The organism is Pseudonocardia sp. Ae150A_Ps1, from assembly GCF_001932315.1.
GTDB lineage: Bacteria > Actinomycetota > Actinomycetes > Mycobacteriales > Pseudonocardiaceae > Pseudonocardia.
In genome coordinates this window covers 1020050-1045211 of the sequence record NZ_MCIJ01000001.1, presented here as the reverse complement: position 1 = coordinate 1045211, position 25162 = coordinate 1020050, and the positions used below count along the sequence as shown (strand labels likewise).

General features: G+C 74.2%; 24 protein-coding genes and 1 pseudogene. 14 read left to right on the top strand and 11 right to left on the bottom strand.

Annotation, left to right across the window (positions count from 1 at the left end):
- Positions 1-8 precede the first annotated feature (8 nt).
- The 3 genes from Ae150APs1_RS04520 to Ae150APs1_RS04510 all read right to left on the bottom strand — a co-directional run bounded on the left by Ae150APs1_RS04520 (position 9) and on the right by Ae150APs1_RS04510 (position 2014).
- Positions 9-605 carry a DUF308 domain-containing protein gene (locus tag Ae150APs1_RS04520; protein WP_010228621.1) on the bottom strand — a complete coding sequence of 199 codons (597 nt, stop codon included), beginning with the start codon at positions 603-605 and terminating at the stop codon, positions 9-11.
- 177 nt (positions 606-782) lie between these two features.
- Positions 783-1298, bottom strand: coding sequence for a hypothetical protein (locus Ae150APs1_RS04515; RefSeq protein ID WP_075295994.1), 516 nt, complete (start codon positions 1296-1298; stop codon positions 783-785).
- Entirely contained in the window at positions 1295-2014 is a 720-nt protein-coding gene (locus Ae150APs1_RS04510; RefSeq protein WP_075295992.1) for an MBL fold metallo-hydrolase, read from the bottom strand. The genes Ae150APs1_RS04515 and Ae150APs1_RS04510 overlap by 4 nt, the downstream gene beginning before the upstream one ends.
- Before the next feature lie 31 nt (positions 2015-2045).
- On the opposite strand from Ae150APs1_RS04510, the gene Ae150APs1_RS04505 reads away from it, so the two are divergent.
- Complete coding sequence (locus Ae150APs1_RS04505) at positions 2046-3125, top strand: aminopeptidase P family protein (RefSeq protein WP_075295990.1); 1080 nt, start codon at positions 2046-2048, stop codon at positions 3123-3125.
- Here the strand turns inward: Ae150APs1_RS04505 and Ae150APs1_RS04500 are convergent, their stop codons facing one another.
- From Ae150APs1_RS04500 to Ae150APs1_RS04475, 6 genes are all read right to left on the bottom strand, one after another.
- Complete coding sequence (locus Ae150APs1_RS04500) at positions 3126-4322, bottom strand: ABC transporter permease (RefSeq protein WP_075295988.1); 1197 nt, start codon at positions 4320-4322, stop codon at positions 3126-3128.
- The gene (locus Ae150APs1_RS04495) at positions 4319-5206 is read right to left on the bottom strand and encodes an ATP-binding cassette domain-containing protein (protein ID WP_010229231.1); all 888 of its coding nucleotides are present in this window, start codon (positions 5204-5206) and stop codon (positions 4319-4321) included. The genes Ae150APs1_RS04500 and Ae150APs1_RS04495 overlap by 4 nt, the downstream gene beginning before the upstream one ends.
- Positions 5207-5235: 29 nt before the next feature.
- Positions 5236-5517 (bottom strand): CPBP family intramembrane glutamic endopeptidase, encoded by a 282-nt coding sequence (locus Ae150APs1_RS04490; RefSeq protein WP_075295986.1) that lies wholly within the window; start codon positions 5515-5517, stop codon positions 5236-5238.
- Between the two features lie 90 nt (positions 5518-5607).
- Positions 5608-5979: a hypothetical protein gene (locus tag Ae150APs1_RS04485; RefSeq protein WP_075295984.1), complete on the bottom strand. Its 372-nt coding sequence runs from the start codon at positions 5977-5979 to the stop codon at positions 5608-5610.
- Between the two features lie 35 nt (positions 5980-6014).
- Positions 6015-7802, bottom strand: coding sequence for a histidine kinase (locus Ae150APs1_RS04480; RefSeq protein ID WP_075295982.1), 1788 nt, complete (start codon positions 7800-7802; stop codon positions 6015-6017).
- A gap of 345 nt (positions 7803-8147) precedes the next feature.
- Positions 8148-8813: a response regulator transcription factor gene (locus tag Ae150APs1_RS04475; RefSeq protein WP_075295980.1), complete on the bottom strand. Its 666-nt coding sequence runs from the start codon at positions 8811-8813 to the stop codon at positions 8148-8150.
- A 222-nt stretch (positions 8814-9035) separates the two neighbouring features.
- Here Ae150APs1_RS04475 and efp point away from each other — a divergent pair, with 222 nt between their 5' ends.
- Positions 9036-9596: an elongation factor P gene (gene efp / locus Ae150APs1_RS04470; RefSeq protein WP_060576593.1), complete on the top strand. Its 561-nt coding sequence runs from the start codon at positions 9036-9038 to the stop codon at positions 9594-9596.
- Position 9597: 1 nt separating this feature from the next.
- The gene (gene nusB / locus Ae150APs1_RS04465) at positions 9598-10017 is read left to right on the top strand and encodes a transcription antitermination factor NusB (RefSeq protein WP_075295978.1); all 420 of its coding nucleotides are present in this window, start codon (positions 9598-9600) and stop codon (positions 10015-10017) included.
- A gap of 166 nt (positions 10018-10183) precedes the next feature.
- Here the strand turns inward: nusB and Ae150APs1_RS04460 are convergent, their stop codons facing one another.
- A complete protein-coding gene (locus tag Ae150APs1_RS04460) occupies positions 10184-10675 on the bottom strand; it encodes a transcriptional regulator (protein WP_010227097.1) in 492 nt (163 codons plus the stop codon).
- 555 nt (positions 10676-11230) lie between these two features.
- Between Ae150APs1_RS04460 and pyrR the strand changes: the two genes are divergently transcribed.
- The 10 genes and pseudogenes from pyrR to coaBC all read left to right on the top strand — a co-directional run bounded on the left by pyrR (position 11231) and on the right by coaBC (position 22983).
- On the top strand, positions 11231-11821 hold the full coding sequence (pyrR, locus tag Ae150APs1_RS04455) for a bifunctional pyr operon transcriptional regulator/uracil phosphoribosyltransferase PyrR (RefSeq protein WP_075295976.1): 591 nt from the start codon (positions 11231-11233) through the stop codon (positions 11819-11821).
- The gene (locus tag Ae150APs1_RS04450) at positions 11818-12762 is read left to right on the top strand and encodes an aspartate carbamoyltransferase catalytic subunit (protein WP_075295974.1); all 945 of its coding nucleotides are present in this window, start codon (positions 11818-11820) and stop codon (positions 12760-12762) included. Before pyrR ends, Ae150APs1_RS04450 begins: the two co-directional genes overlap by 4 nt.
- A complete protein-coding gene (locus tag Ae150APs1_RS04445; RefSeq protein WP_075295972.1) occupies positions 12759-14051 on the top strand; it encodes a dihydroorotase in 1293 nt (430 codons plus the stop codon). Before Ae150APs1_RS04450 ends, Ae150APs1_RS04445 begins: the two co-directional genes overlap by 4 nt.
- Positions 14048-15148 (top strand): annotated as a pseudogene (gene carA, locus Ae150APs1_RS33290) (glutamine-hydrolyzing carbamoyl-phosphate synthase small subunit); the annotation flags it as partial. The gene Ae150APs1_RS04445 and the pseudogene carA, both read left to right, overlap by 4 nt.
- Positions 15149-15774: 626 nt before the next feature.
- Positions 15775-19071 (top strand): carbamoyl-phosphate synthase large subunit, encoded by a 3297-nt coding sequence (gene carB, locus Ae150APs1_RS04435; protein WP_075295970.1) that lies wholly within the window; start codon positions 15775-15777, stop codon positions 19069-19071.
- The gene (pyrF, locus tag Ae150APs1_RS04430; protein WP_075295968.1) at positions 19068-19910 is read left to right on the top strand and encodes an orotidine-5'-phosphate decarboxylase; all 843 of its coding nucleotides are present in this window, start codon (positions 19068-19070) and stop codon (positions 19908-19910) included. The genes carB and pyrF overlap by 4 nt, the downstream gene beginning before the upstream one ends.
- 569 nt (positions 19911-20479) lie before the next feature.
- Entirely contained in the window at positions 20480-20794 is a 315-nt protein-coding gene (gene mihF, locus Ae150APs1_RS04425) for an integration host factor, actinobacterial type (protein WP_075295966.1), read from the top strand.
- A gap of 34 nt (positions 20795-20828) precedes the next feature.
- On the top strand, positions 20829-21431 hold the full coding sequence (gene gmk / locus Ae150APs1_RS04420; RefSeq protein ID WP_010234606.1) for a guanylate kinase: 603 nt from the start codon (positions 20829-20831) through the stop codon (positions 21429-21431).
- A gap of 49 nt (positions 21432-21480) precedes the next feature.
- Entirely contained in the window at positions 21481-21750 is a 270-nt protein-coding gene (gene rpoZ, locus Ae150APs1_RS04415; RefSeq protein WP_010234608.1) for a DNA-directed RNA polymerase subunit omega, read from the top strand.
- 9 nt (positions 21751-21759) lie between these two features.
- Positions 21760-22983 carry a bifunctional phosphopantothenoylcysteine decarboxylase/phosphopantothenate--cysteine ligase CoaBC gene (gene coaBC / locus Ae150APs1_RS04410; RefSeq protein WP_075295964.1) on the top strand — a complete coding sequence of 408 codons (1224 nt, stop codon included), beginning with the start codon at positions 21760-21762 and terminating at the stop codon, positions 22981-22983.
- 88 nt (positions 22984-23071) lie between these two features.
- Here the strand turns inward: coaBC and Ae150APs1_RS04405 are convergent, their stop codons facing one another.
- The gene (locus Ae150APs1_RS04405) at positions 23072-23602 is read right to left on the bottom strand and encodes an SH3 domain-containing protein (RefSeq protein WP_075295962.1); all 531 of its coding nucleotides are present in this window, start codon (positions 23600-23602) and stop codon (positions 23072-23074) included.
- A gap of 349 nt (positions 23603-23951) precedes the next feature.
- Between Ae150APs1_RS04405 and metK the strand changes: the two genes are divergently transcribed.
- Positions 23952-25154, top strand: a complete 1203-nt coding sequence (gene metK, locus Ae150APs1_RS04400; RefSeq protein WP_010234615.1) for a methionine adenosyltransferase — start codon at positions 23952-23954, stop codon at positions 25152-25154.
- Positions 25155-25162: the final 8 nt, after the last annotated feature.

Sequence of the window (25162 nt, the reverse complement as noted above, 5' to 3'; positions counted from 1 at the left end):
GGACCGCGTCAGCCGACCGCGGGGTGCGACTCCGACCGGAACGCCTGCACCACGAACACGATGCCGGTGACGACCGCGAACAGGCCGAACAGCCAGAGCAGCGCCATGATGCCGGTCGCCGGCCACACCAGCAGCAGGATGCCGATCAGCACGTTCAGCCCGGCCCGGACCGCGATCCAGCCCCACGGTCCGTCGTGCTTGCGGACCTCGTTCGCCGAGATCGCGGTGACGATGCCGGCGAGGATCGCCCAGAACGCGATCACGAACAGGATCGCCATCGCGGCGGCCGCGGGCAGCGCGAACGCGATCAGACCGGCGAGCACCGACACGACGCCCTGGGCCACCGTCCAGCCCCAGCCGGGGCGCTCCGCGCGGTGCCGGATCCCCAGGACGATCGCGGTGATGCCGTCGACCAGCGCGTAGGCGCCGAAGACGTAGATCAGGGCGAGGAGTGCGAATCCCGGGATCAGCAGCACCGCCAGGCCGAACGCGAGGAGCAGCACCCCGCGCAGCACGACCAGCGCGCGGACCCGCCGCGACGTCTCGGTCCCCGTACCGCGGGCGGTCGGGGCCGCCCCACCCGTGTTGTCGGCCGCGTCGACCATGTCCGGCTCCTCCGCTCGGGATCATCGGCTCGTCGTCGTCCTGCCACCCGGGCCGTCGGCGCGGGTGGCCGGACGCCGTCGGCGCCGATGATCCCGCTCGGGCGATCCGCCCGACCGGGTCGAAAGTCCTGGTCGTGGCAGGGCCAGGGGGAGGCGGGTGCGGCTCGGGGCGGGCTCTCAGAGACCGACGTCGTCCAGTGCCGCACCCAGCGGCTCCGGCAGCGCGGCGAGGTCCAGGGCCGCCGCGAGCACGGCCCCGTAGCGGGCCTTGCGCCCGGACCGCACCCCGAGGAACCGGTGCAGGTGCTGCGCCGAGGTCCGTCCGCGCTGGGCGGGCTGGCGCTCCAGGGTCCGCAGCCCGGGCAGCTCGCCCTGCTCACCGACGAGCCCACGCACCCGCTCCACCCCGAGGGCGCGGATCATCTCGTCCTCCAGGTCCTCGCGGCAGACCCGGCAGCGCGTCCCGGGGACGAGAGCACGCTGCACCCACGCCTCGGCACCGGCGTCGCACAGCACGGTGACCCGCTCCGGGGCCGCCGGGGCGAGCGCTCGCAGCGCCGCCGGGAGGTTCGTGTAACCGTGCAGCACGACGATCGCGACGCCGTCCGGCGGGCGGCCGCGCCGGCGGGCGAGGGTCTCGTTCGCGGCGGCGTCGCTGGCCCCCTCGACCAGCAGGACCGCGCGGGGGCTCACTGCCCGAAGGCCGCCACGAACTGCTCGGCGGAACCGGCGCGGTAGACCATGTTCGTGCGCTGCACGTCGTCGAGCGGGGCACTCGGCGCGTCCGAGTAGCGGTGCCCCGGGTAGACGGTCGGGTTGCCCTTGAGCGACGCCAGCTGCTGCAGCGAGTGGTACATCTGCGCGGCGTCGCCGCCCGGGAAGTCGGTGCGCCCGCAGCCCTGCAGGAACAACGTGTCGCCGGCGACGAGCTTGTCGCCGCCCTCCGGGTCGGGAACCAGGAAGCACTGGCTTCCCGGGGTGTGCCCGGGGGTGTGCAGCAGCCGGATCGCGACGTCGCCGACCTCGATGACGTCGTCGTGGTCGTGCGCGGTTAGGTCGGTCGCCGACAGCCCGGTCACCCGGGTCACGTAGTCGGCCTCCGGGAGCTGCACGTGGATCGGCACCGGGTTCTTCCCCAGCAGGTCCGCGACGCCGACGAGGTCGAAGCCCATCATCGAGCCGCCGACGTGGTCGGGGTGGTGGTGGGTGGCCAGCACTCCGGTGAGCCGCATGCCGTCGGCGTCGAGGGTGGCCAGCAGCTCGTCGGGGGAGTAGGCGGGGTCGACGACGACGGCCTCCCGCGTCCCCGTGTCCCCGATGAGGTACGAGAAGTTGACCATCTGGGTGGCCACCGGGTCGCCCACGGCGTAGTCCTGCCCGGAGAGCAGCTGGCGGAAGTACAGGCCCATGCTCGTGACCCTAGGACATAGGGTCGGGCGCATGGGCCACCCCGACCGCCGTGACTCGCTGCGCGGGCTCCTGCGCACCGCCGGGCTGGACGCGCTGCTGGTCACCGACCTGCTCGACGTCCGCCACCTCACCGGGTTCACCGGGTCCAACGCGGCCGCCGTCGTGGCCGTCGACCCTGCGGGGGACCTGCTCTGCACCGACGGGCGCTACCGGATCCAGGCGGCCGAGCAGTGCCCGGGCCTCGCCGTCGTGATCGACCGGCCGAGCGCGCCCGCCGCGGCGGCGCAGGTCCCGGCCGGTCGGGTGCTCGGCTACGACTCGGCGACCGTGACCGTCGACGGCCTCGCCGCCGTCCGCGACGCCGTCCCCGGCCGTCTGCTGCGCCGCGCGCCCGGCCTGGCGGGGCGGCTGCGCGCGGTCAAGGACGACGGCGAGGTCGCCGCGATCCGCGCCGCCTGCGAGCTGGCCGACACCGCCCTGCGCGACCTGCTCGACGCCGGCGGGCTGGTACCCGGCCGCACCGAGCGGGAGGTGGCGCTCGACCTGGAGGACCGGATGCGGCGGCTCGGTGCGGCCGGGCCGTCGTTCGAGACGATCCTGGCCGCGGGGGCGCACTCGGCCGTCCCGCACCACCGGCCCACCAGCACGCTGCTGCGGCGCGGGGACCTCGTGAAGATCGACTTCGGGGCGGCGCTGGACGGCTACCACTCCGACACGACCCGCACGTTCTGCCTCGGCCCGGCCGCGGAGTGGCAGCGCGAGCTGCACGCGCTCGTCGACACGGCCGCCGCGGCCGGGCGGGACGCGCTGGCCGACGGCGCGTCCGTCGCCGCCGTCGACGCCGCCGCCCGCGAGGTGATCGAGAAGGCCGGGTACGGCGAGCAGTTCCCGCACGGGCTCGGGCACGGCGTCGGCCTCGCCGTGCACGAGCCGCCCTGGCTGTCGAAGGCCGGGACCGGCCGGATCGCCGCCGGTCAGGTCGTCACCGTCGAGCCTGGGGTCTACCTGGACGGCCGGGGCGGGGTGCGGATCGAGGACACGCTGCACGTCGTCGCCGGCGGGCCGGCCGTGCCGTTGACGACGCTGCCCCGCGAGCTCGTCGAGGTCTGATCAGCGGCTCCTGCCCAGCGCCTCCCGCCACGGGACCGCCGCGCCGATCCGCAGCACCGACCGGTGGTAGATCCGCGCGCTCGCCCACGCCAGCGCGGCGACCGCCGCCAGCATGAGCAGCACGGTCGCGACGATCTGGACGACCGTCGCCGACCCGTCGGCGATCCGCAGCGGCATCAGGATCGCCGAGAACGGTGGGATCCAGGAGAGCACCGTGACCAGCGTGTCGTCCGGCGAGCTCACGTGGTAGAACGCCGCGCCGTAGAGCAGGAACAGGCTCAGCATCAGCGGGCCGGTGGTCGTGTTGATGTCCTCCTGACGGGAGACCATCGACCCGGCGGCCGCGTAGAGGACCGAGTAGAACGCGAACCCGAGCACGAACCAGCCGAGCACGCTCGCGAACACCCCGACCGCGGTTGCCGTCAGCGTGAGCACGCCGGTGGCGAGCCCGGCGGTCAGCCCGACGACGCCGTACAGCGCGAGCTGCAACAGCCCGACCGCGCCGATGCCGACGATCTTCCCCCACAGCAGGTGCAGCGGCTTGATCGTGGACAGCAGCAGCTCGACGACGCGGCTCGACTTCTCCTCGACCACGCCCATCGCCACGTACGTGCCGAACCCGAGGATCTGCCCGAACAGCAGGAACAGCGCCACGAAGCTCAGCGCGGTCCGCTGCCCGGCCTCCGGGTCGGGCGGGTCCGCGGCGTCGACGGTGAGCACCGCCGGTGCGGTGCTCCGGTCGAGCTCGGCCGGGTCGACGCCCAGCCCGGTCAGCGCGGTGTCGCGGGCCTGCTGCTGCAGGGCGGCGTCGAGCACGGCCCGGACCGGTCCGGGCACCTCCTCGGTGACGATCGCGACGGCGCCGTCGGCGGCGGGGACCACTGCGACGTCGAGGTCCCCGGCGAGCACGGCGTCGCGCCCGGCGTCGGCGGAGCCGACCGGCCGCACGTCGACCGGCAGCCCGAGCCGGTCGCCGGCCGCGGTGACGGTCGCCGCGAGCGCCGGCGGGCCGGCCACACCGACGGCGGGGCGGTCGTCGCCGGAGCCGCCGAACACGGCGAACGCGACGATGCCACCGGCGATGACCAGCAGCACGATCACGTTGCTGATCACGAAGCTCTTCTTCACGACCTGGGCGCGGAACTCACGACGGGCGACCAGCGCGACGGCCCGGGACGCGGGCAGCGGGCCCCTCATGCGACGACCTCCCGGTAGAGATCGGTCAGGGACGGGGTGCGGACGGTGAACCCGTGCACCGGCCCGGTGGCGAGCGCGGCGGCGAGGACGTCCTGGTCGTTCGCACGGTCGTCGAGCAGCAGGGTGGTGCGGCCGTCGGCGAACCGGTCGACGACGACGCCGGGCAGGCCGTCCGCCCAGCCCGGCGGGGCGGCCGGGGCGTGGACCTCCAGCCGGGTCCCGCCGCCGCGGCGTACCGCCGCGACCGTCCCGACCGTCCGCATCCGGCCCGCCGCGATGATCCCGACCCGGTCGCACAGGCGCTGCACCAGGTCGAGCTGGTGGCTGGAGAACAGCACCGGCACCCCCGTCCGGGCCTTCTCCTGCAGCACCTCGCTCATCACGTCGACGGCCACCGGGTCCAGCCCGGAGAACGGCTCGTCCAGCACGAGGACGGCCGGATCGTGGACGAGCGCCGCCGCCAGCTGTACCCGCTGCTGGTTGCCGAGGCTGAGCGCGTCGACGGTGCTCTCCAGGCGGGACTCCACCCCGAGCCGTTCGGCCCAGCGGAGCACGGCCCGCCGCGCGCCGGCCCGGCCGACGCCGTGCAGCTCGGCCAGGTAGGCGAGCTGCTCGCCGACCTTCATCTTCGGGTACAGCCCGCGCTCCTCGGGCATGTAGCCGATGGTGCGGCGGACGTCGAGGTCCACCGGCCTGCCGCCGAGGCGGACCTCACCGGCGTCGGCGGCGAGCACGCCGAGCGCGATCCGCATCGTGGTCGTCTTGCCGGCGCCGTTCGACCCGACGAAGCCCAGGATCTCGCCCGGGCGGACGTCGAGGGTCACGCCGTCGAGCGCGACGGTCGACCCGTACCGCTTGGTCAGGGAGTCGATCTCGAGGGTCATCGCGGTGTCCTTCACCGCAGCGGTGCCCCTCACAGGAGCAGCGTCGCGATCGCGAAGCCGGACGCGTTGAACACCGCGTGCGTCACGACGGCGGGCCAGATCGAGCGGCTCCGCTCGTAGAGCAGCGCGCAGGCCACGCCGAGCAGGAACGCGATCACCAGGACGACGTTGACGCCGTGCGCGATCGCGAAGACCGCGGCGCTCGCCGGCGCCGCGACCCACACGCCGTAGCGGCGCAGCGCCCCGTAGCCGATCCCGCGGAACAGCACCTCCTCGGCGAACGGCACCAGCACCGCCCCGGCGAGCATCATTCCGGCGAGGACGAGCAGGTCGTCGCCCGCCAGTGCCTCGCCCAGGAACGCCTGCGGGTCCGACAGGTCCCCGGTGATCTCCTGGTACGCCTAGCCGACCCCGAAGGCGAGGCCGCGCGCCACCAGGCCGGCGCCGACGCCCACCAGCAGCCACCGCGCCGTCGTCGCGCGCAGGCCGATCGCGGGCATCCACCGCACCCGGATCGCGAGCACGGCGAACGCGGTCAGGAGCGTGGCGGTACCGGTGAGCGCGAGCAACGGCACGGCCGCGCCGAGCACGGCCATGCCGCCCACCAGGAACAGGGTGAACCCGGCGAGCCCGCTGAGCACGAGGTACAGCGGGGCCGCGACCAGCAGCTCGGTCCAGCCGACCGACGGGCCGCCCGGCCGTCCGGTCCCCGGAGGCGGGGCGGCACCCCTCGTCGCCGCCCCGCCGTCGGTCCCGTCACGCAGGTCCGTCATCGCCCCTCCCGGCTGCTCCGTCGGTGGCACCGACGCTAGGTGGCGAGGGGGTCGCTCCGGATCGGCGCGGAGGACGAGATCGGGGCGGGCGCGGCCTCGTCCCCGCGGACGAGCGGCGCCCGGGGGAGCACGGCGTGCACCGTCCAGCCGGCCCCGTCGCCGGGGCCCGCGTGCAGCGTGCCGCCGAGCAGCTCGACCCGTTCGCGCATGCCGACCAGGCCCAGGCCGGAGCCCTGGCCGTCGGGCCGGTGGCCGGGGACCGGGCCGTCGTCGGAGATCTCGACCTCCAGCACCGGCTCCCGGCGCACGACCCGCACCCGGGTCCCGGACCGGCCCGCGTGCCGGAGCGCGTTGGTCAGCGACTCGGTGAGGATGCGCTGGGCGAACAGCTCCGCGTCGCCGGTGTCGGCGGGCGGCGTGCCCTCGACGGAGACGGTGACCGGCAGGCCGGCGACCCGCGACGGGCCGACGAGCTCCGCGACACCGGCCGCGTCCAGCGGGACACCGTGCGGGTCCGGCGTGAGGCCCTCGAGCTCGGGCAACGCCTCGGCGACCCGGCGCCCCGACTCGGCGACGTGCGCGACGGCCTCCGCGCGGACGGCGGGGTCCGCGGCCATCCGTGCCGCCCCGGCCTGCACCGCGATCGCGCTGACGTGGTGGGCGACGACGTCGTGCAGGTCGCGGGCGACCCGCAGCCGCTCCCCGGTGACGGCGTCGCGGTCACCGGCCTCCGCGCGGTCCCGGTGCCGCTGCTCGGTCTCCAGCCGGTGCCGCCGCACCAGCACGCCCGCGACCCACACCGGCACCGTGCCGAGGCAGGCGAACAGCAGCCACGCCGTGCCGCCGACCGCGCTCGCGTAGCCGAACGTCATCGCACCGGCCAGCCAGGTCAGCGTCGACACCGTGACGGCGGGCCCGGACCACCGGGGCCGGGTGTACGCCGCGGCACCCCACACGAGCAGCAGCCAGGACGTGTCGGCGAACAGGTTGGTGGCACCGAGCCCGGCGGCGACGACCGTGCACACCCCGGCGATCAGCACCGCCGGGACGGGCGCGGTGCGCCACCAGGCGATCAGCGCGAACTGCAGCGCGACCACCAGCAGCCCGGGGAGCGACTCGAACGGCAGCCCGAAGGTCCCCAGCAACCGTGCGAGATCCGGGTCGAGCGACGGCGGCACGGGCAGCGCCGCCGCCGGCAGCGCGACGACGAGGAACGCGGCCTGCGCGGCCAGCCCGGCCCGGTCCGGCAGCGGCCATCCGCGCCGCCGGTCCGGGGCACGCGGCTCCTGGCCGGCGGGGCCCGGTGAGCCGGTCCCGGAGTCCGAGGAGCCGGTCCCGGAGTCCGAGGAGCCGGGCGAGCCGGCCGGGTCGGCGGGGTCGGGTGAGTCGGGGGAGCGCAGGATCCCCAGCACCCGCCGCATCGCGGCGAGCACCGACCGGGCCTGGTCGCGGAGCGCCCGCAGCTCCGCCTCGGACGCCACCGGGACGGCCGCACCGGCACCGGCCGGCTCCCACCGCCGGGTCAGCCCGACCAGCCGGTGCAGCCCGGACAGCACGCCGCTGCCGATCTCCTCGGCGATCCGGGCCCGTTCGGTGCGCAGCGCCGCCGAGCGCCGGGCCCGCTCGGTCTCCTCCCGGATCCGGTCCTCCCGCCGCGCCGCGGCCCGGGTGTAGCGCCCGGCCGCCCCGCCCGCCAGCACCAGCACGGCGATGACCAGGCCGCCACCGACGGCGGCGCCCGCGGCGGTGCCGAGGTCGCCGAACATCGGCACACCGGCCGCGGTGAACCCGGCGACCGCCCCGGCCCAGCCGAGCACCAGCACGGCGGCGGCGCGCCCGGGGCACGCGCGACCGCGAACGCGAGGACCGGCCACACGTACGTCGTCGGGGTGGCGATCATCGCGAACTGGACCACGGACACGATCGCCACCAGCGCGTACGCCCGGCGCGGCCGGTACCGGCGCACCAGGACGATCGCGGCCAGCGCCGTCGCGGTCAGCGTCCCCGCGACCGTGCCGGCCGCCCCGGGGAGCAGGCCGGGGAGTACGGGCGCCCCGGGCACCCGCGTCGACAGCACCTCCATCAGCGCGGTGAGCAGGACCGCCGAGGCCAGTGCCGCGTCGCCGGCCCGGGTGCCCGGCAGCGGGCCGGGCCGGTCGTCGCGCGGCTCAGCCGTCGTCACCGGCGGCCCCCACCAGCCCGTGCTCGTAGGCGAACACCACCAGCTGCACCCGGTCGCGCAGGTCCAGCTTGGTGAGCAGGTTCGACACGTGCGTCTTGACCGTCGTCCCGCCCAGGACGAGCCGGGCCGCGATCTCGGCGTTCGACAGCCCGGCGGCCACCAGGCCGAGCACCTGACGCTCGCGCTCGGTCAGCGCACCGGCGGGCCCGGCGCCGGGCTCCGGGTCGGCGGGCACGAACGACCCGACCAGGCGCCGGGTGACCGAGGGTGCGAACAGCTCGTGGCCCGCGTGGACCGTGCGGACCGCGACCTGCAGGTCCTCCGGCTCGACGTCCTTGAGCACGAAGCCGGACGCCCCGGCCCGCAGCGCGTCGTACACGTGCCGGTCCAGGTCGAACGTCGTCACGACCAGCACCCGGATGCCGGGGTCGCGCAGGGCCCGGATCCGCCGGGTGCCCTCGATGCCGTCGGTGCCGGGCATCCGGACGTCCATGAGCACCACGTCCGGGGTCAGCGACTCGACCAGCTCGGCCGCCGCGCCGCCGTCGGACGCCTCGCCGACGACCTCGATGTCCGGCGCCGCCGCCAGCACCGTCCGCAGCCCCGCAGGCACCACGGCCTGGTCGTCGGCCACCACCACCCGCACCGTCATGGGCACATCCTGGCAGGCGGCCCGGAACGGGCAGGTGAACAGCGTGCCGGTACCCTTGACAACACAGGTGCGCACCGCCCGCGCGGGAGGGTGCGCCCGAGGCACCCGGGACGTCCCCCGCGACGCGCCGCCCGCCCCGCCGGCCGGGCCGTGGGCGCGCCGGCGCGGGCCGTCGGCGGTGCCCGACCGCAGGACCCGACACCCGATCAGGAGAACGCGCACGTGGCGACCACGAACGACCTGAAGAACGGCCTGGTGCTGAACCTCGAGGGCCAGCTGTGGACCGTGACGGCGTTCCAGCACGTCAAGCCCGGCAAGGGCGGTGCGTTCGTGCGCACCACCCTCAAGAACGTGATGTCCGGCAAGGTCGTCGACAAGACCTTCAACGCCGGGACCAAGGTCGACACCGCGACCGTCGACCGCCGCGACATGACCTACCTGTACCGCGACGGCTCCGACTTCGTCTTCATGGACGGCGACACCTTCGACCAGATCCCGATCTCGGCGAAGGCCGTCGGTGACGCCGCGAAGTACCTGCTGGAGAACGCGTCGGCCCAGGTGTCGCTGCACGAGGGCGAGCCGCTGTTCGTCGAGCTGCCGACCTCGGTCGAGCTGATCATCGAGCACACCGACCCGGGCCTGCAGGGCGACCGCTCCACCGGCGGCACCAAGCCGGCCACCCTGGAGACCGGCGCCGAGATCCAGGTCCCGCTGTTCCTCGAGACCGGCACCAAGGTGAAGGTCGACACCCGGGACGGCCGGTACCTCGGCCGCACGAGCTGAGATGCGGGCACGGACCAAGGCCCGTAAGCGGGCCCTGGACATCCTCTTCGAGGCCGAGGCGCGCGGTGAGGCACCCTTGGAGGTGCTCACCGCCCGCCGCGAGACCGACGACGCCCCGCCGGTCCAGGAGTACGCCGCCCGGCTCGTCGAGGGCGTCGCGACGCACCGCGAGCGGATCGACCAGCTGCTCGCCGAGCACGCCGAGGGCTGGACCGTCGACCGGATGCCGGCGGTCGACCGCGGCCTGCTGCGGATCGGCGTCTACGAGCTCCTGTGGGTGGACAACGTCGACGACCCGGTCGCCATCACCGAGGCGGTCGAGCTGGCGCGGACGCTGTCGACCGACGACTCACCGCGCTACGTCAACGGCGTCCTCGGGCAGATCTCCGACATCGCCGAGCACCTGCGCGCCACGCTGTAGCGACACCCCGACGACGAGAGCCCGCACCCCGGACCGGGATGCGGGCTCTCGCGTCGTACGGGCCGGTCGGCGGCGGCCGGGAGACTGTGCAGATCACCGGCCGCCACCGCCGGTGGAGGCGCCGGGCGCGTCACCCTTCCCCTGGGACGCGCCGGGCGCAGACCCATCATCCCACCGGGTTCCCGGGGCGTGCCTCGGGAGGCAGGACACCCCAGTCGATGAGCTGGTCGGTCAGCTCACCCGGGGACATGTCGTAGATGATCGCGAGCGAGCGCAGGTCCTCGGCACGGATGGAGAGCACCTTGCCGTTGTAGTCGCCGCGCTGGCTCTGGATGGCCGCGGCGTAGCGGGCCAGCGGGCCCACCTTGTCCGCGGGGAGCTGTTGCAGCCGCTCCAGGTTGATCACGATCTTGGTGGCGGGCTCGCTCCCGGACGGGATCCGGCCCTCCGGCAGCAGCTCGGCCACCGGCACGCCGTAGAAGTCGGCGAGCTCGGCGAGCTTCTGCACGGTCACGGCACGGTCGCCGCGCTCGTAGGAGCCCACGACCACGGCCTTCCAGCGGCCGCCCGACTTCTGCTCGACGCCGTGCAGCGACAGCCCCTGCTGCTGCCTGATCGCCCGGAGCTTTCCCCCGAGCGCCTTGGCGTAGTCGCCCATCGATCCCCTCGTTCCTACGGTCCGTGCGGCCCCACCGGTCGTCACCGCCGGTGCACCGGCAGGTGGCCCTGCCGTCGCCCCTGTGGGTGGTTCCCGGTCGGGGCGGCTGCTCGCGCGTCCGGTTCCCCGTCCGTCGCGCTCGCCGCGGCGCCGTGCACGATGCCCGCTGCACGTTCCCTGATTGATACGGAGAGTAATCTTCCGGGTCCGGTCCGGCGCGGTCAAGTTCGACCCCCTGCTCGGGGGGTTGACGAGCGGTTTCCCACACGAACGGGGCAGTCCGCATCCCTCGTCAGCGGTAGCGCTGGGTGTGGGCGGGCGTGTGCACCACCCGCCCCTGTGGGTGCGCAAGGGCAGAACCGGGTATCGCAGTGACAGGAGCGACAGCGGGTGTGACCGATGCGGATCGTCACCGGACCGTGACCTCCGACGGGTGACGGACACCGCTGTGACGCCGATCGGCCGGAGCCGCGTCACACCGGTGCGGTTGCTAGGTTGGCCGTGCAACACCGTCCTTTAAGACCCGTCCGGTGAGGCGGGGAAGGAGAAGCTCTCGTGGCGCAGAACCGCCGCGGGGACATCGGCGCGCAGGACCCGGGCAGGGAACTGCTCTCGGCCGCCGACGTCACCCGCACCGTCGCGGGCATCGCGCACCAGATCATCGAGAAGACCGCGTTCGGCACCGACCGGCCGGACGACCTCGTCCTGCTCGGCGTCCCGACCCGCGGGGTCCATCTCGCCCACCGGCTGGCCGCCGCCATCACCGACTTCGCCGGCGTCGCCCCGGCCGTCGGCTCGGTCGACGCCACCCTCTACCGCGACGACCTGCGGCGCGGCCCGGCCCGCGCACTGGAGTCCACCGCGATGCCCGAGGGCGGTGTGGACGACAAGCTGGTCGTGCTCGTCGACGACGTCCTGATGTCCGGGCGCACCACCCGCGCCGGGCTGGACGCCCTGCGCGACGAGGGCCGTCCGCGGATCGTCCAGCTGGCCGTGCTCGTCGACCGCGGGCACCGCGAGCTGCCGATCCGCGCCGACTACGTCGGCAAGAACGTCCCGACCTCGCGCTCGGAGCAGATCCTGCTGTCGCTCACCGAGATCGACGGCAGCGACGGTGTGTGGATCGGTCAGGGGGAGTCCGCGTGAGGCACCTGCTCTCGGCCGCCGACCTCGACGCGAGCGAGGCCACGGCGTTGCTTGACACCGCGGACCGGCTGCGGCAGGCCCTGCTGGGCCGCGAGGTCCGCAAGCTGCCGACGCTGCGCGGCCGCACGGTCATCACGATGTTCTACGAGAACTCCACCCGCACCCGGGTGTCGTTCGAGATCGCCGGCAAGTGGATGAGCGCGGACACCGTGAACGTGTCGGCGTCCGGCTCGTCGGTCTCGAAGGGCGAGTCGTTGCGCGACACCGCCCTCACGCTGTCGTCGATGGGCGCCGACTGCGTGGTGGCCCGGCACCCGGCGTCGGGCGCGGCGCACCGTCTCGCGCACTGGATCGACGCCGACCGCGAGGTCACCGGGACGCCCACCGCGATCGTCAACGCCGGCGACGGCACCCACGAGCACCCCACCCAGGCGCTGCTCGACGCCGCGACGCTGCGGGACCGGCTGGGCGGCATCGCCGGGCGCCGGGTCGCGATCGTCGGCGACGTCCTGCACTCCCGGGTCGCGCGGTCCAACGTGCTGCTGCTCGCCACCCTCGGCGCCGAGGTCGTGCTGGTGGCGCCGCCGACGCTGCTGCCGGCCGGCGTCGAGTCCTGGCCGTGCCGGGTCTCGCACGAGCTGGACGCGGAGCTGCCCGCGCTGGACGCGGTGATGATGCTGCGCGTGCAGGCCGAGCGGATGCACGGCGGGTTCTTCCCGTCCTCGCGGGAGTACGCGGTGCGCTACGGGCTCTCCGAGGACCGCGCGAGGCTCCTGCGCGACGACGCCGTGGTCCTGCACCCCGGCCCGATGATCCGCGGCATGGAGATCGCCCCCGCGGTCGCCGACGCCCCGTCCTCCGCGGTGCTGCACCAGGTGCGCAACGGCGTGCACGTGCGGATGGCCGTCCTCTACCACCTTCTCGCCGGAGCTCCCGAATGACCGACCTGCTGATCACCAACGCCCGGCCCTACGGCGAGGACCCGGTCGACGTGCTCGTCGCCGACGGTGTCGTCTCGGCCGTCGGGACCGGCCTGACCGCCCCCGACGGCGTCGAGGTGCTCGACGCGAAGGGCGCCGTCCTGCTGCCGGGGCTCGTCGACCTGCACGTCCACCTGCGCGAGCCCGGTGGCGAGGAGTCCGAGACGATCGAGACCGGCAGCCGCGCCGCGGCACTGGGCGGGTTCACCGCGCTGTTCGCGATGCCGAACACCGACCCGGTCGCCGACTCCGACGTCGTCGTCGAGCACGTGTGGCGGCGCGGCGCCGAGATCGGGCTGGTCGACGTCCACCCGGTCGGCGCCGTCACCGTCGGGCTGGGCGGCGAGAAGCTCGCCGAGCTGGGCACGATGACCGACTCGCGGGCCGGCGTCCGGATGTTCTCCGACGACGGCCGCTGCGTGAACGACCCGCTGATCATGCGCCGGGCACTGGAGTACGCCTCCGCGCTCGACGTCGTGATCGCCCAGCACGCCGAGGACCACCGGCTCACCGGCGGCGCGCAGGCGCACGAGGGTGCGGCCGCGGCCCGGCTCGGCCTGACTGGCTGGCCCGCCACCGCCGAGGAGACGATCGTCGCCCGGGACTGCGCGCTGGCCCGCGAGGCCGGCGCCCGGCTGCACGTCTGCCACATCTCGACCGCCCGCACCATCGAGGTGCTGCGCGCGGCGAAGGCGCAGGGGGTGCAGGTGTCCGCCGAGGTCACCCCGCACCACCTGCTGCTCACCGACAGCCGGCTGTCGAGCTACGACCCGGTCAACAAGGTGAACCCGCCGCTGCGCACCGCGGACGACACCCGTGCGATGCGGGAGGCGCTGGCCGAGGGCGTGGTCGACGTCGTCGCCACCGACCACGCCCCGCACGCGCAGCAGTACAAGGACACCGAGTGGCAGGCCGCGAAGCCGGGCATGCTGGGCCTGCAGACGGCGCTGTCGGTGCTGATCGAGACCATGGTCGAGCCGGGTCTGCTGGACTGGCACGGCGTGGCGCGGGTGCTCTCCGAGCGCCCCGCGGAGATCGGGAGACTGCCCGACCAGGGCCGTCCGATCGCGGAGGGGGAGCCGGCGTCGTTCGCGCTCGTCGACCCGGACGCGGTGTGGACGGTCCGGGGGGCGAACCTGGCGAGCAAGGCGGCGAACACGCCGTACGAGGGAATGCGGCTGCCCGGAGCGGTGGTCGCGACGGTTCTGCGTGGCCGGATCACGGCGCAGGACGGGAAGGTTCGGGAATGACCGCGCTACTGGTGCTCGAGGACGGGCGGATCTTCCGCGGGGAGGCGTACGGCGCCACCGGGGAGACGCTCGGCGAGGCCGTCTTCACCACCGGGATGACCGGCTACCAGGAGACCCTGACCGATCCGTCGTACCACCGTCAGATCGTGCTGCAGACCGCACCGCAGATCGGCAACACCGGCTGGAACGACGACGACGACGAGTCGTCCGGCATCCAGGTCGCCGGCTACGTCGTGCGCGACCCCGCCCGGCGGGCGTCGAACTGGCGGTCCACCGGCTCGCTGGAGGACGCGCTGCGCGGGCAGGGGATCGTCGGGGTCGCGGGGATCGACACCCGCGCCGCGGTCCGGCACCTGCGCGAGCGGGGCGCGATGCGCGCCGGGATCTTCTCCGGTGACGCCCTGGCGCCCGACGACGAGCTCGTCGAGCGGGTGAAGGGGAGCCCGCAGATGGAGGGCGCCGACCTCTACGGCGCCGTCACCACCGCCGAGACCTGCGTGGTCCCCGCGGTCGGGGAGAAGCGGTTCGTCGTGGCCGCGCTCGACGTCGGGATCAAGTTCAACACCCCGCGGATGATGGCGGCGCGCGGCATCGAGGTGCACGTGCTGCCCGCCTCCAGCACCATCGAGACCGTCGAGTCGCTGCGCCCGGACGGATTCTTCCTGGCCAACGGCCCGGGTGACCCCGCCACCGCCGACGGCCCGGTCGAGCTGGCGAAGCAGGTGCTGGAGCGCCGGATCCCGCTGTTCGGGATCTGCTTCGGCAACCAGATCCTCGGCCGCGCGCTGGGCCGCTCCACCTACAAGCTGCGCTACGGCCACCGCGGCATCAACATCCCGGTCGTCGAGCACGCCACCGGGCGGGTCGCGATCACCTCGCAGAACCACGGCTTCGCCGTCGCCGGCGAGGCGGGCGAGGAGTTCGACACCCCGTACGGCCGCGCGCAGATCACCCACACCTGCCCGAACGACGGCTGCGTCGAGGGCATGGCCGGGCTGGACTTCCCGGCGTTCTCGGTGCAGTACCACCCGGAGGCCGCAGCCGGCCCGCACGACGCCGCGGACCTGTTCGACCGGTTCGTGCAGCTGATGGCGGAGTACCCGGTCGGCTACGCCGGCGTCGCCGGGCAGCGGCCCGAGGGCGTCGAGCCCGCGCCGTACCCGGAGGTCGAGGTGCTGCCCGAGGACAAGGCCGAGGCGGACGCCCGGGCCGGCGCCGGAGGCGCAGCGGCCCCCGCACCCGGGCAGACCGCGCAGCCCTCGCCTGCCGCGCCGCCGTCGGCGACGGCGGGCCCGTCGGTGGAGCTGAACCCGGACCGTCCGGCCGCCACCGCGGTGCCGGCCGCGCCGATCGAGCCCGGCAGCCCCGAGGGCCCGCACACCGGGACCGCGGACGGGTCCGACCACACCACCCGGCTCCCGGTCACCCCGCCCGCCGGTGCGCGGGCCGTGCCGGACCGGGCCGGGGATCCCGAGCCGGAGACCGGCCGGATGCCCGCCGTGGGGCGGCCCGGCACCCCGGACCCCCTCACCGCACCGTTCTCCGACGTCGAGAACGCCCTGCGCCACGACGCCGACCCGCCCGCCGGCGGGTCGTCCGAGGACGCCGACCCGGTGACCGGCCGGTCCGGCCCCGTCGACGACCGACCCTGGCCACCACCCCCGGCCGACCCGACCACCTCGTCCGACCAGGACGACCAGCAGGCCCGGCAGGAGGACCGCTGATGCCCCGCCGCGACGACATCCAGCACGTGATGGTGATCGGCTCCGGTCCGATCGTCATCGGCCAGGCCTGCGAGTTCGACTACTCCGGCACCCAGGCGTGCCGGGTCCTGCAGGCCGAGGGGATCCGCGTCTCGCTGGTCAACTCCAACCCGGCGACGATCATGACCGACCCGGAGTTCGCCGACGCCACCTACGTCGAGCCGATCACCCCCGAGTTCGTCGAGAAGGTCATCGCCACCGAGCGCCCGGACGCGATCCTCGCGACCCTGGGCGGGCAGACCGCGCTGAACACCGCGATCGCCCTGCACGAGAACGGTGTCCTGGAGCGCTACGGCGTCGAGCTGATCGGCGCCGACGTCGAGGCCATCGAGCGCGGCGAGGACCGGCTGAAGTTCAAGGACATCGTCACCCAGGTCGGCGGCGACGTGCCGCGGTCCCGGGTCTGCCACTCGATGGACGAGGTCCGGGCCGCCGCGGGCGAGCTCGGGCTGCCGGTGGTCATCCGGCCGTCGTTCACCATGGGCGGGCTCGGCTCGGGCATGGCGCACTCGTCGGACGAGCTGGACCGCCTGGCCGGTGCCGGGCTCGACGCCTCCCCGGTCACCGAGGTCCTCATCGAGGAGTCGGTGCTCGGCTGGAAGGAGTACGAGCTCGAGCTCATGCGCGACCACCACGACAACGTGGTCGTCGTCTGCTCGATCGAGAACCTCGACCCGATGGGCGTGCACACCGGTGACTCGATCACCGTCGCGCCCGCGATGACGCTGACCGACCGCGAGTACCAGCACATGCGCGACGTCGGCATCGCCGTGCTGCGCGCGGTCGGGGTCGACACCGGCGGCTGCAACATCCAGTTCGCGATCCACCCGGAGACCGGGCGCCTGGTCGTGATCGAGATGAACCCGCGGGTGTCCCGGTCGTCGGCGCTGGCGTCGAAGGCCACCGGGTTCCCGATCGCGAAGATCGCCGCCCGGCTGGCCGTCGGCTACACGCTCGACGAGATCCGCAACGACATCACCGGTGAGACCCTCGCGGCGTTCGAGCCCGCGCTGGACTACGTCGCGGTGAAGATCCCGCGGTTCGCGTTCGAGAAGTTTCCCGGCGCCGACCCCGAGCTGACCACGACCATGAAGTCGGTCGGCGAGGCCATGTCGCTCGGCCGCTCGTTCCCCGAGGCGCTGGGCAAGGCGCTGCGCTCGATGGAGCGGGACCGCGCCGGGTTCTGGACGACGCCCGACCCGGAGGGGGAGCCCTCCTACACGACCCCGGTCGACGGCCGCATCTACGAGGTCGAGCGGGCGCTGCGCTCGGGCCAGTCGGTCGACGACGTCGCCAAGGCGTCCGGGATCGACCCGTGGTTCGTCGACCAGATCGCGCTGCTCGGCGAGATCCGCGCCGAGCTGGAGGCGGCCCCGGTGCTCGACGCCGGGCTGCTGCGCCGGGCGAAGCGGTACGGCCTGTCCGACCGGCAGCTCGCCGCCGCCCGGCCCGAGTTCGCCGGCGAGGACGGCGTGCGGAGCCTGCGGCACCGGCTCGGGATCCGGCCGGTCTACAAGACCGTGGACACCTGCGCCGCCGAGTTCGCCGCGAAGACCCCGTACCACTACTCGGCCTACGAGACCGATCCCGCGGCCGAGTCGGAGATCGCCCCGCAGACCGAGCGGCCGAAGGTGCTCATCCTCGGTTCCGGGCCGAACCGGATCGGGCAGGGCATCGAGTTCGACTACTCGTGCGTGCACGCGGTGATGGCGCTGCGCGAGGCCGGGTTCGAGACCGTGATGGTCAACTGCAACCCGGAGACGGTGTCGACCGACTACGACACCGCCGACCGTCTCTACTTCGAGCCGCTGACCTTCGAGGACGTCCTCGAGGTCGTGCACGCCGAGCAGGAGTCCGGCACGGTCGCGGGTGTGATCGTCCAGCTCGGCGGCCAGACGCCGCTCGGGCTGGCGCAGCGGCTCACCGAGGCCGGGGTGCCGGTCGTCGGGACGTCGGCCGCGGCGATCGACCTGGCCGAGGACCGCGGCGAGTTCGGCGAGGCGCTCCGGAAGGCGGGCCTGCCCGCGCCGGAGTTCGGGATGGCCACCAGCTTCGACGGTGCCCGGGAGATCGCGTCCCGGATCGGTTATCCGGTGCTGGTGCGGCCGTCCTACGTCCTCGGCGGGCGCGGCATGGAGATCGTCTACGACGAGTCGTCGCTGGCCGGCTACATCGCCCGCGCCACCACGATCTCGTCGAACCGCCCGGTGCTGGTCGACAAGTTCCTCGACGACGCCATCGAGATCGACGTCGACGCCCTGTGCGACGGCGAGGACGTCTACCTCGGCGGCGTCATGGAGCACATCGAGGAGGCCGGGGTGCACTCCGGCGACTCGTCGTGCACGCTCCCGCCGATCACCCTGGGCTCCTCGGTGATGGTGAAGGTGCGGGAGGCGACCGCGGCGATCGCGCACGGCGTCGGCGTCCGGGGCCTGCTCAACGTGCAGTACGCGCTGCACGGTGACGTGCTCTACGTGCTGGAGGCCAACCCGCGGGCGTCGCGGACCGTGCCGTTCGTGTCCAAGGCGACCTCGGTGCCGCTGGCCAAGGCCGCGGCCCGGATCATGCTCGGCGCGACGATCGCCGAGCTGCGCACGGAGGGGCTGCTCCCGGCGGACGGCGACGGCGGGGCCCTCCCGGCCGACTCGCCGGTGGCGGTCAAGGAGGCGGTGCTGCCCTTCAACCGGTTCCGCAACACCGCGGGCCAGGGTGTCGACCCGCTGCTCGGCCCGGAGATGAAGTCCACCGGTGAGGTCATGGGCTTCGACTCGGCGTTCGGCCGGGCGTTCGCGAAGTCGCAGGCCGCCGCCTACGGCTCGCTGCCCACCTCGGGCAAGGTGTTCGTCTCGATCGCCGACCGCGACAAGCGGGCCATGGTGTTCCCGGTGCGTCGCCTCGCCGACATCGGCTTCGAGGTGCTCGCCACCGAGGGTACGGCGGAGATGCTGCGCCGCAACGGGATCGAGGTCACCGTGGTGCGCAAGCACTCGGAGGGGTCGAGCAAGGAGAACCCGACGATCGTCGACACGATCCTCGCGGGCGACGTCGACCTGATCGTCAACACCCCGGTCGGGAACCCGGGCCCGCGCGTCGACGGCTACGAGATCCGGGCCGCCGCGGTGTCCCGCGGTGTCCCGTGCGTCACCACCGTGCAGGGGGCCGCTGCGGCGGTGCAGGGCATCGAGGCGCTCGCCTCCGGCGGGCTCGGCGTGCGGTCGCTGCAGCAGGCGCACGCCGCCCTGCGGACCGGCGAGTGACCGGGTTCGGGCAGCGGCTCGTCGACGCCGTCGCGTCGCACGGGCCGCTGTGCGCGGGGATCGACCCGCACCCGGCGCTGCTCGCGCAGTGGGGCCTGACCGACGACGCCGACGGGCTGGCGTCCTTCGCCGACGCCTGCCTGGCCGGGTTCGCCGGGACGGTCGCGGTCGTGAAGCCGCAGGCGGCGTTCTTCGAGCGGCACGGCGCGGCGGGTGTCGCGGTCCTGGAACGGCTGCTGGCGGGGTTCGCCGGGACACCGACACTCACCCTGCTCGACGCCAAGCGCGGTGACATCGGGTCCACGATGGACGGCTACGCGGACGCCTACCTGCGGGTCGGCGCCCCGCTCGGCGCGGACGCGCTCACCCTGTCGCCCTACCTCGGGTTCGACTCGCTGGAGCCGGCGTTCGTCGCGGCGGCGGAGGCCGGGCGCGGCGTGTTCGTGCTGGCGCGCACCTCCAACCCGGAGGGGGCGCCGGTGCAGCTGGCGACCGCTCCCGGGGGCGGCACGGTCGCCCAGGCCGTCGTCGACGCGGCCGGTGTCCGCAACTCCAGGGCCGGGGCCGGGGCGTGCGGGGACGTCGGCGTCGTCGTCGGCGGGACCCGGGAGCACGGCCTGGACCTGTCCGGGGTGAACGGGCCGGTGCTGGTGCCCGGGCTCGGCGCGCAGGGCGCGAGCCCCGCCGACGTCGTCGCCCGGTTCGCCGGGACCGCCGGTCCGGTCCTGCCGGTCGCCGCACGGTCGGTCCTGCGGGCCGGTCCGGATCCGGTGGCGCTGCAGGACGCGGCACGGACGCTGGGGGAGGAGCTGGCCTCGGCGCGCGCCGGATCGCACTGAGCGGGCCGGGGGCGCGCCGGATCGCGCTGAGCCGCCGGAGGCGCGCCGAATCGCGCTGAGCGGCCCACCGGCGCTCCCGGCACCGTGCAGGGCGTCCGGGGCCCGAGCACAGGCCGTCGCGGGCCCCACGGCCCGTACCGGGCCCGGGACCCGGGCGCTCCCGAGCCGGACGACACCTCCGCGTCGGTGGGCGACCCGGCGCGGTGCCGACCGGCCGGGCGCCGTGGGTGTCCCGCGCCCGGCCGGCGTCCTGGGCGCACCCGGCGGGCGTTCGGGCGCAGCCCCGCGGGCCGGGTTCGGCCGGCCGGGGGAGTGCGTTGCGCCGACCCGTCGTCCGGGGGAGCCGGACGGCACCGCGAGAAGCGTCACAGAGCGTGCCGATGATCACCCCGGGGACGGCGAAACCGGTGGTGGGACCCCCATTGACGGTGCTGTGGAGGGCGTGGGTACGTTCGATTCGGATCCGGGGGTGTCCCCCGGACGGGTCGGTGTCCCACCGCCCGGTCGCCGCCCCGCGGCGGCGACGAGAACACAGCACGACACGGAAAACGTACGTACGGAGGAACACCGTGGCCTTTCCCCAGCTGACCGAGGAACAGCGCGCCGCAGCGCTGGAGAAGGCCGCGGCCGCCCGCCGGGCCCGGGCCGAGCTGAAGGACCGCCTGAAGCGCGGGGGCACCACCCTGGAGGAGGTGCTCAAGAAGGCCGAGACCGACGAGGTCCTCGGCAAGATGAAGGTCTCCGCGCTCCTCGAGGCCCTGCCGAACGTGGGCAAGGTCCGCGCGCAGCAGATCATGGAGGAGCTGGAGATCGCGAGCAGCCGTCGCCTGCGTGGCCTCGGCGACCGCCAGCGCAAGGCGCTCCTCGAGCGCTACCCGAGCTGATCCGGCGCATCCCGTGACCGGACCTTCCTCCGACGTGCCGACCGCGCCCCCCGGTGAGGACGACCGGCCGGCCCGTGGCCGCCTGCTCGTGCTGGCCGGGCCGTCCGGCGTGGGGAAGAGCAGCGTGGTCGCGGGCCTGCGCGAGGCGCTGCCGGAGCTGCTGTTCAGCGTGTCCGCGACGACCCGCCCGGCCCGGCCGGGTGAGGTCGACGGCCGTGACTACCACTTCGTCACCCGCGAGACGTTCGACGCGCTGATCGAGCGCGGTGACCTGCTCGAGTGGGCCGAGGTGCACGGCGGGCTGCAGCGCTCCGGCACGCCACGGGTGCCGGTCGAGCAGGCACTCGGCGGCGGGCGCCCGGTGCTGGTCGAGGTCGACCTGCAGGGCGCCCGCTCGGTGAAGCGGGTGCTGCCCGAGTGCGTCACCGTGTTCGTCGCGCCGCCGTCGATGGAGGAGCTGGCCCGCCGGCTCACCGACCGCGGCACCGACACCACCGAGCAACGGGAACGCCGGCTGCGGACCGCCATCGAGGAGATGGACGCGCAGGACGAGTTCGACGAGGTCGTCGTGAACGACGACCTGCAGGCCGTGATCCGCCGGTTGGTAGCATTGGCGGTCGACCGAGACGCGGCGTGAGCACGTCCCACGGCGTCACCGGACCACTCTCTTCTCCAGGAGCTTCTCTGTGAGCACGCCGACCGCCGGCATCACCGCCCCCGAGGGCATCACCAACCCGCCGATCGACGACCTGCTGGGCCAGGTCAGCTCGAAGTACGCGCTGGTCATCTACGCGGCCAAGCGCGCCCGGCAGATCAACGAGTATTACTCCCAGCTCGGCGAGGGCCTGCTGGAGTACGTCGGCCCGCTCGTCGAGCCGGGTGCCCGCGAGAAGCCGCTGTCCATCGCCATGCGCGAGATCCAGGCCGGCATGCTCGAGCACACCGAGGGCGAGTAAGAGCCACCCATGCCCGAGACGGCACCGGAGGTCCTGCTCGGCGTCTCGGGCGGCATCGCCGCCTACAAGAGCGCGGAGCTGCTGCGCCGGCTGACCGAGTCCGGTCACGCCGTGCGCGTGGTCCCCACCGAGTCGGCGCTGGAGTTCGTCGGCGCGGCCACGTTCGAGGCGCTGTCCGGGCGCCCGGTCGCGACCGGTGTGTTCACCGACGTGCACGAGGTCCCGCACGTCGCGCTGGGGCAGCGGGCCGATCTCGTCGTCGTCGCGCCTGCCACCGCGGACCTGATGGCCCGCCTCGCGCACGGCCGGTCCGACGACCTGCTCACCGCGTCACTGCTCACCGCACGATGTCCGGTGCTGCTCGCCCCGGCCATGCACACGGAGATGTGGGAGCACCCCGCCACCCGGGACAACGTGGCCCTGCTGCGGTCCCGGGGCACCGTCGTCCTGGAGCCCGAGTCCGGCAGGCTGACCGGTGCCGACACCGGCAAGGGGCGGCTCCCCGACCCGGCGGAGATCTTCGATCTCGCCCGGCTGCTGCTCGAGCGCCCCGACGCGCTGCCCCGTGATCTCGCGGGTAGGCACGTCGTCGTGAGCGCCGGTGGCACCCGCGAGAACCTCGATCCGGTCCGCTACCTGGGCAACCGGTCGTCCGGGCGGCAGGGCTGGGCCCTGGCCCGGGTGGCGGCCCAGCGTGGCGCGCGGGTCACCCTCGTCGCCGGGCACACCGCCGATCTCGTCGCGCCGGCCGGCGTCGAGGTCGTGCCCGCCGGGTCCGCCGGGGCCATGGAGGCCGCCGTGCGGTCGGCCGCAGCCGACGCCGACGCGGTCGTGATGGCGGCCGCCGTCGCCGACTTCCGGCCGGTCGACACCGCCGCCGACAAGATCAAGCGCGGGAGCGCCGAGCCGCCGCCGCTGCGTCTGGTGCAGAACCCCGACATCCTCGCTGGCCTGGTGCACGACACCCCGCGGCCCGGCCAGGTGATCGTCGGGTTCGCCGCCGAGACCGGCGACGCCGACGGCGACGTCCTGCACCACGGCCGCGCGAAGCTCGCCCGCAAGGGCTGCGACCTGCTGGTGGTCAACGCGGTCGGTGAGGGCAAGGCCTTCGAGACCCCGGACAACGCGGGCTGGCTGCTCGCCCGCGACGGCGGCGAGGAGGAGCTCCCGATGGGCTCCAAGGCGTTGCTGGCCTCCCGCATCTGGGACGCGGTCACCCCGCGCCTGCTCTGAGCCACCGCCCCGCACCGCACCGCTCCGACGACGACGGCCCCGCACCCGGATCGCTCCGGGGCGGGGCCGTCGTCGCTGGTGGGTCGACTCAGTCGTCGTCGTCCGAGAAGAACGACTCGGCCGGCGTCGCGCTGCGCTCCGAGGACGGCGACGCCGACCGCTCGGAGGTGCGCGAGGACCCGGTGGAGTCCGAGGACTCCGACGGCGAGCCGCTCCGGTCGGCCGACCCCTCGTCGTCGGAGGACGACGAGCGCGGGCTGCTGCTGGTCGTCGGCGAGGCCGACCGCTCCGAGCTGCTCGGCGTGAGCGAGTCCTCGGAGGTGCCGGTCCGCGGGGACGACGAGCCCGAGGTCGAGACGTAGTCCGCGACGGCCCACCCGCCGAACTCGGGGAGCTCGACGAAGCCGTCCTCCGTCTCACCGATCGAGGTGCTCTTGCCGCGCTCGCAGACACCGACGATCGGTGCGGTCTCCGAGGGCTCCGAGCGCACGTTGACGCTCGACGTGCAGGTGCCGGTGCCGGCCGCGGTCGCGGTGCCGGCGATCACACCGACCGCGGTGACGCCGGTCACCGCAAGGGCGCCGACGACGGCGGCGATCCGTCGCGAGTTCGGCTTCATCGTGGTTCAACCTCCGTGCCGACGGCGGACGGCGGACCCGCCGTTCCGTCTGGTCCCGTGCCGCTCCCGCCGGTGTGCGGGTGCCTCGACACGACCAACGAGCCGACGCCCGATCGATTCGTGACGGCGACGGTCAATCACCCCATCCGGCGACAGCGGGTAGTTGGCGACCCGCTGTCGAACACGCTCCGTATGTGAGGTCCCCCTCCGCTACCCCGTGGGGAGCCGAAATCTGGACTAGGGTTACCGGTCGGAGGGCGTTCCGATCATGGACGCGTCCCTGGCGTGCGCGGCGTCTTCGCCGCGCCGGAGTGAACGCAGTACCCCCAACGGGATGGAGATACAGCGCGTGTCGAACACGAGCCGCCGTCTGTTCACGAGTGAGTCGGTCACCGAGGGCCACCCCGACAAGATCTGTGACGCGATCAGCGACACAGTTCTCGACGCGATGCTCGCGCAGGACCCGAGCAGCCGCGTGGCCGTCGAGACCATGGTCACGACCGGACAGGTGCACGTCGCCGGTGAGGTCACGACCAACGCCTACGTCGAGATCCCGCAGCTGGTGCGGGACCGGATCCTCGAGATCGGCTACGACTCGTCGGCGAAGGGCTTCGACGGCGCGTCCTGTGGCGTGAACATCGCCATCGGTGCGCAGTCCCCGGACATCGCGCAGGGCGTGGACACCGCCTACGAGAAGCGCGTCGAGTCCGCCGAGGACGAGATCGCCAAGCAGGGCGCTGGCGACCAGGGCCTGATGTTCGGGTACGCCTGCGAGGACACCCCCGAGCTGATGCCGCTGCCGATCGCGCTGGCGCACCGGCTGTCCCGCCGACTGACCGAGGTCCGCAAGAACGGCACGCTGCCCTACCTGCGTGCCGACGGGAAGACCCAGGTCACCATCGACTACGAGGGTGACAAGCCGGCCCGCCTCGACACGGTCGTGCTGTCCTCGCAGCACGCCGCGGACGTCGACCTCGACGGCATGCTGGCCCCCGACATCCGCAAGCACGTCGTGAACCCCGAGGTCGAGGCCCTGGGCTGGGACCCGGCCGAGCCGAAGCTGCTCGTCAACCCGACCGGCCGGTTCGTCCTGGGCGGCCCGATGGGTGACGCGGGCCTCACCGGCCGGAAGATCATCGTCGACACCTACGGCGGCATGGCCCGCCACGGTGGTGGCGCCTTCTCCGGCAAGGACCCGTCGAAGGTCGACCGCTCCGCCGCGTACGCGATGCGCTGGGTGGCGAAGAACGCCGTCGCCGCCGGTCTCGCCGGCCGCATCGAGGTGCAGGTCGCCTACGCGATCGGCAAGGCCGCCCCGGTCGGGCTGTTCGTCGAGACGTTCGGCACCGAGAACGTCGACCCGGCGAAGATCCAGAAGGCGATCGAGGAGGTCTTCGACCTCCGTCCGGCCGCGATCATCCGCGACCTCAAGCTGCTGCGGCCGATCTACACGCCGACCGCCGCGTACGGCCACTTCGGCCGGACCGACGTCGAGCTGCCGTGGGAGGACACCTCCCGCGCCGACGCGCTCAAGTCGGCCGTCGGGGCCTGAGCACCCCG

What these genes read in the sequence shown, in the direction of transcription:
- Ae150APs1_RS04520 (WP_010228621.1), bottom strand. Translation starts at nt 605, where the DNA reads ATGGTCGACGCGGCCGACAACACGGGTGGGGCGGCCCCGACCGCCCGC.
- Ae150APs1_RS04510 (WP_075295992.1), bottom strand. Translation starts at nt 2,014, where the DNA reads ATGGGCCTGTACTTCCGCCAGCTGCTCTCCGGGCAGGACTACGCCGTG.
- Ae150APs1_RS04505 (WP_075295990.1), top strand. Translation starts at nt 2,046, where the DNA reads ATGGGCCACCCCGACCGCCGTGACTCGCTGCGCGGGCTCCTGCGCACC.
- Ae150APs1_RS04500 (WP_075295988.1), bottom strand. Translation starts at nt 4,322, where the DNA reads ATGAGGGGCCCGCTGCCCGCGTCCCGGGCCGTCGCGCTGGTCGCCCGT.
- Ae150APs1_RS04495 (WP_010229231.1), bottom strand. Translation starts at nt 5,206, where the DNA reads ATGACCCTCGAGATCGACTCCCTGACCAAGCGGTACGGGTCGACCGTC.
- Ae150APs1_RS04490 (WP_075295986.1), bottom strand. Translation starts at nt 5,517, where the DNA reads ATGATGCTCGCCGGGGCGGTGCTGGTGCCGTTCGCCGAGGAGGTGCTG.
- Ae150APs1_RS04485 (WP_075295984.1), bottom strand. Translation starts at nt 5,979, where the DNA reads ATGACGGACCTGCGTGACGGGACCGACGGCGGGGCGGCGACGAGGGGT.
- Ae150APs1_RS04475 (WP_075295980.1), bottom strand. Translation starts at nt 8,813, where the DNA reads ATGACGGTGCGGGTGGTGGTGGCCGACGACCAGGCCGTGGTGCCTGCG.
- nusB (WP_075295978.1), top strand. Translation starts at nt 9,598, where the DNA reads ATGCGGGCACGGACCAAGGCCCGTAAGCGGGCCCTGGACATCCTCTTC.
- Ae150APs1_RS04460 (WP_010227097.1), bottom strand. Translation starts at nt 10,675, where the DNA reads ATGGGCGACTACGCCAAGGCGCTCGGGGGAAAGCTCCGGGCGATCAGG.
- Ae150APs1_RS04445 (WP_075295972.1), top strand. Translation starts at nt 12,759, where the DNA reads ATGACCGACCTGCTGATCACCAACGCCCGGCCCTACGGCGAGGACCCG.
- carB (WP_075295970.1), top strand. Translation starts at nt 15,775, where the DNA reads ATGCCCCGCCGCGACGACATCCAGCACGTGATGGTGATCGGCTCCGGT.
- coaBC (WP_075295964.1), top strand. Translation starts at nt 21,760, where the DNA reads ATGCCCGAGACGGCACCGGAGGTCCTGCTCGGCGTCTCGGGCGGCATC.
- Ae150APs1_RS04405 (WP_075295962.1), bottom strand. Translation starts at nt 23,602, where the DNA reads ATGAAGCCGAACTCGCGACGGATCGCCGCCGTCGTCGGCGCCCTTGCG.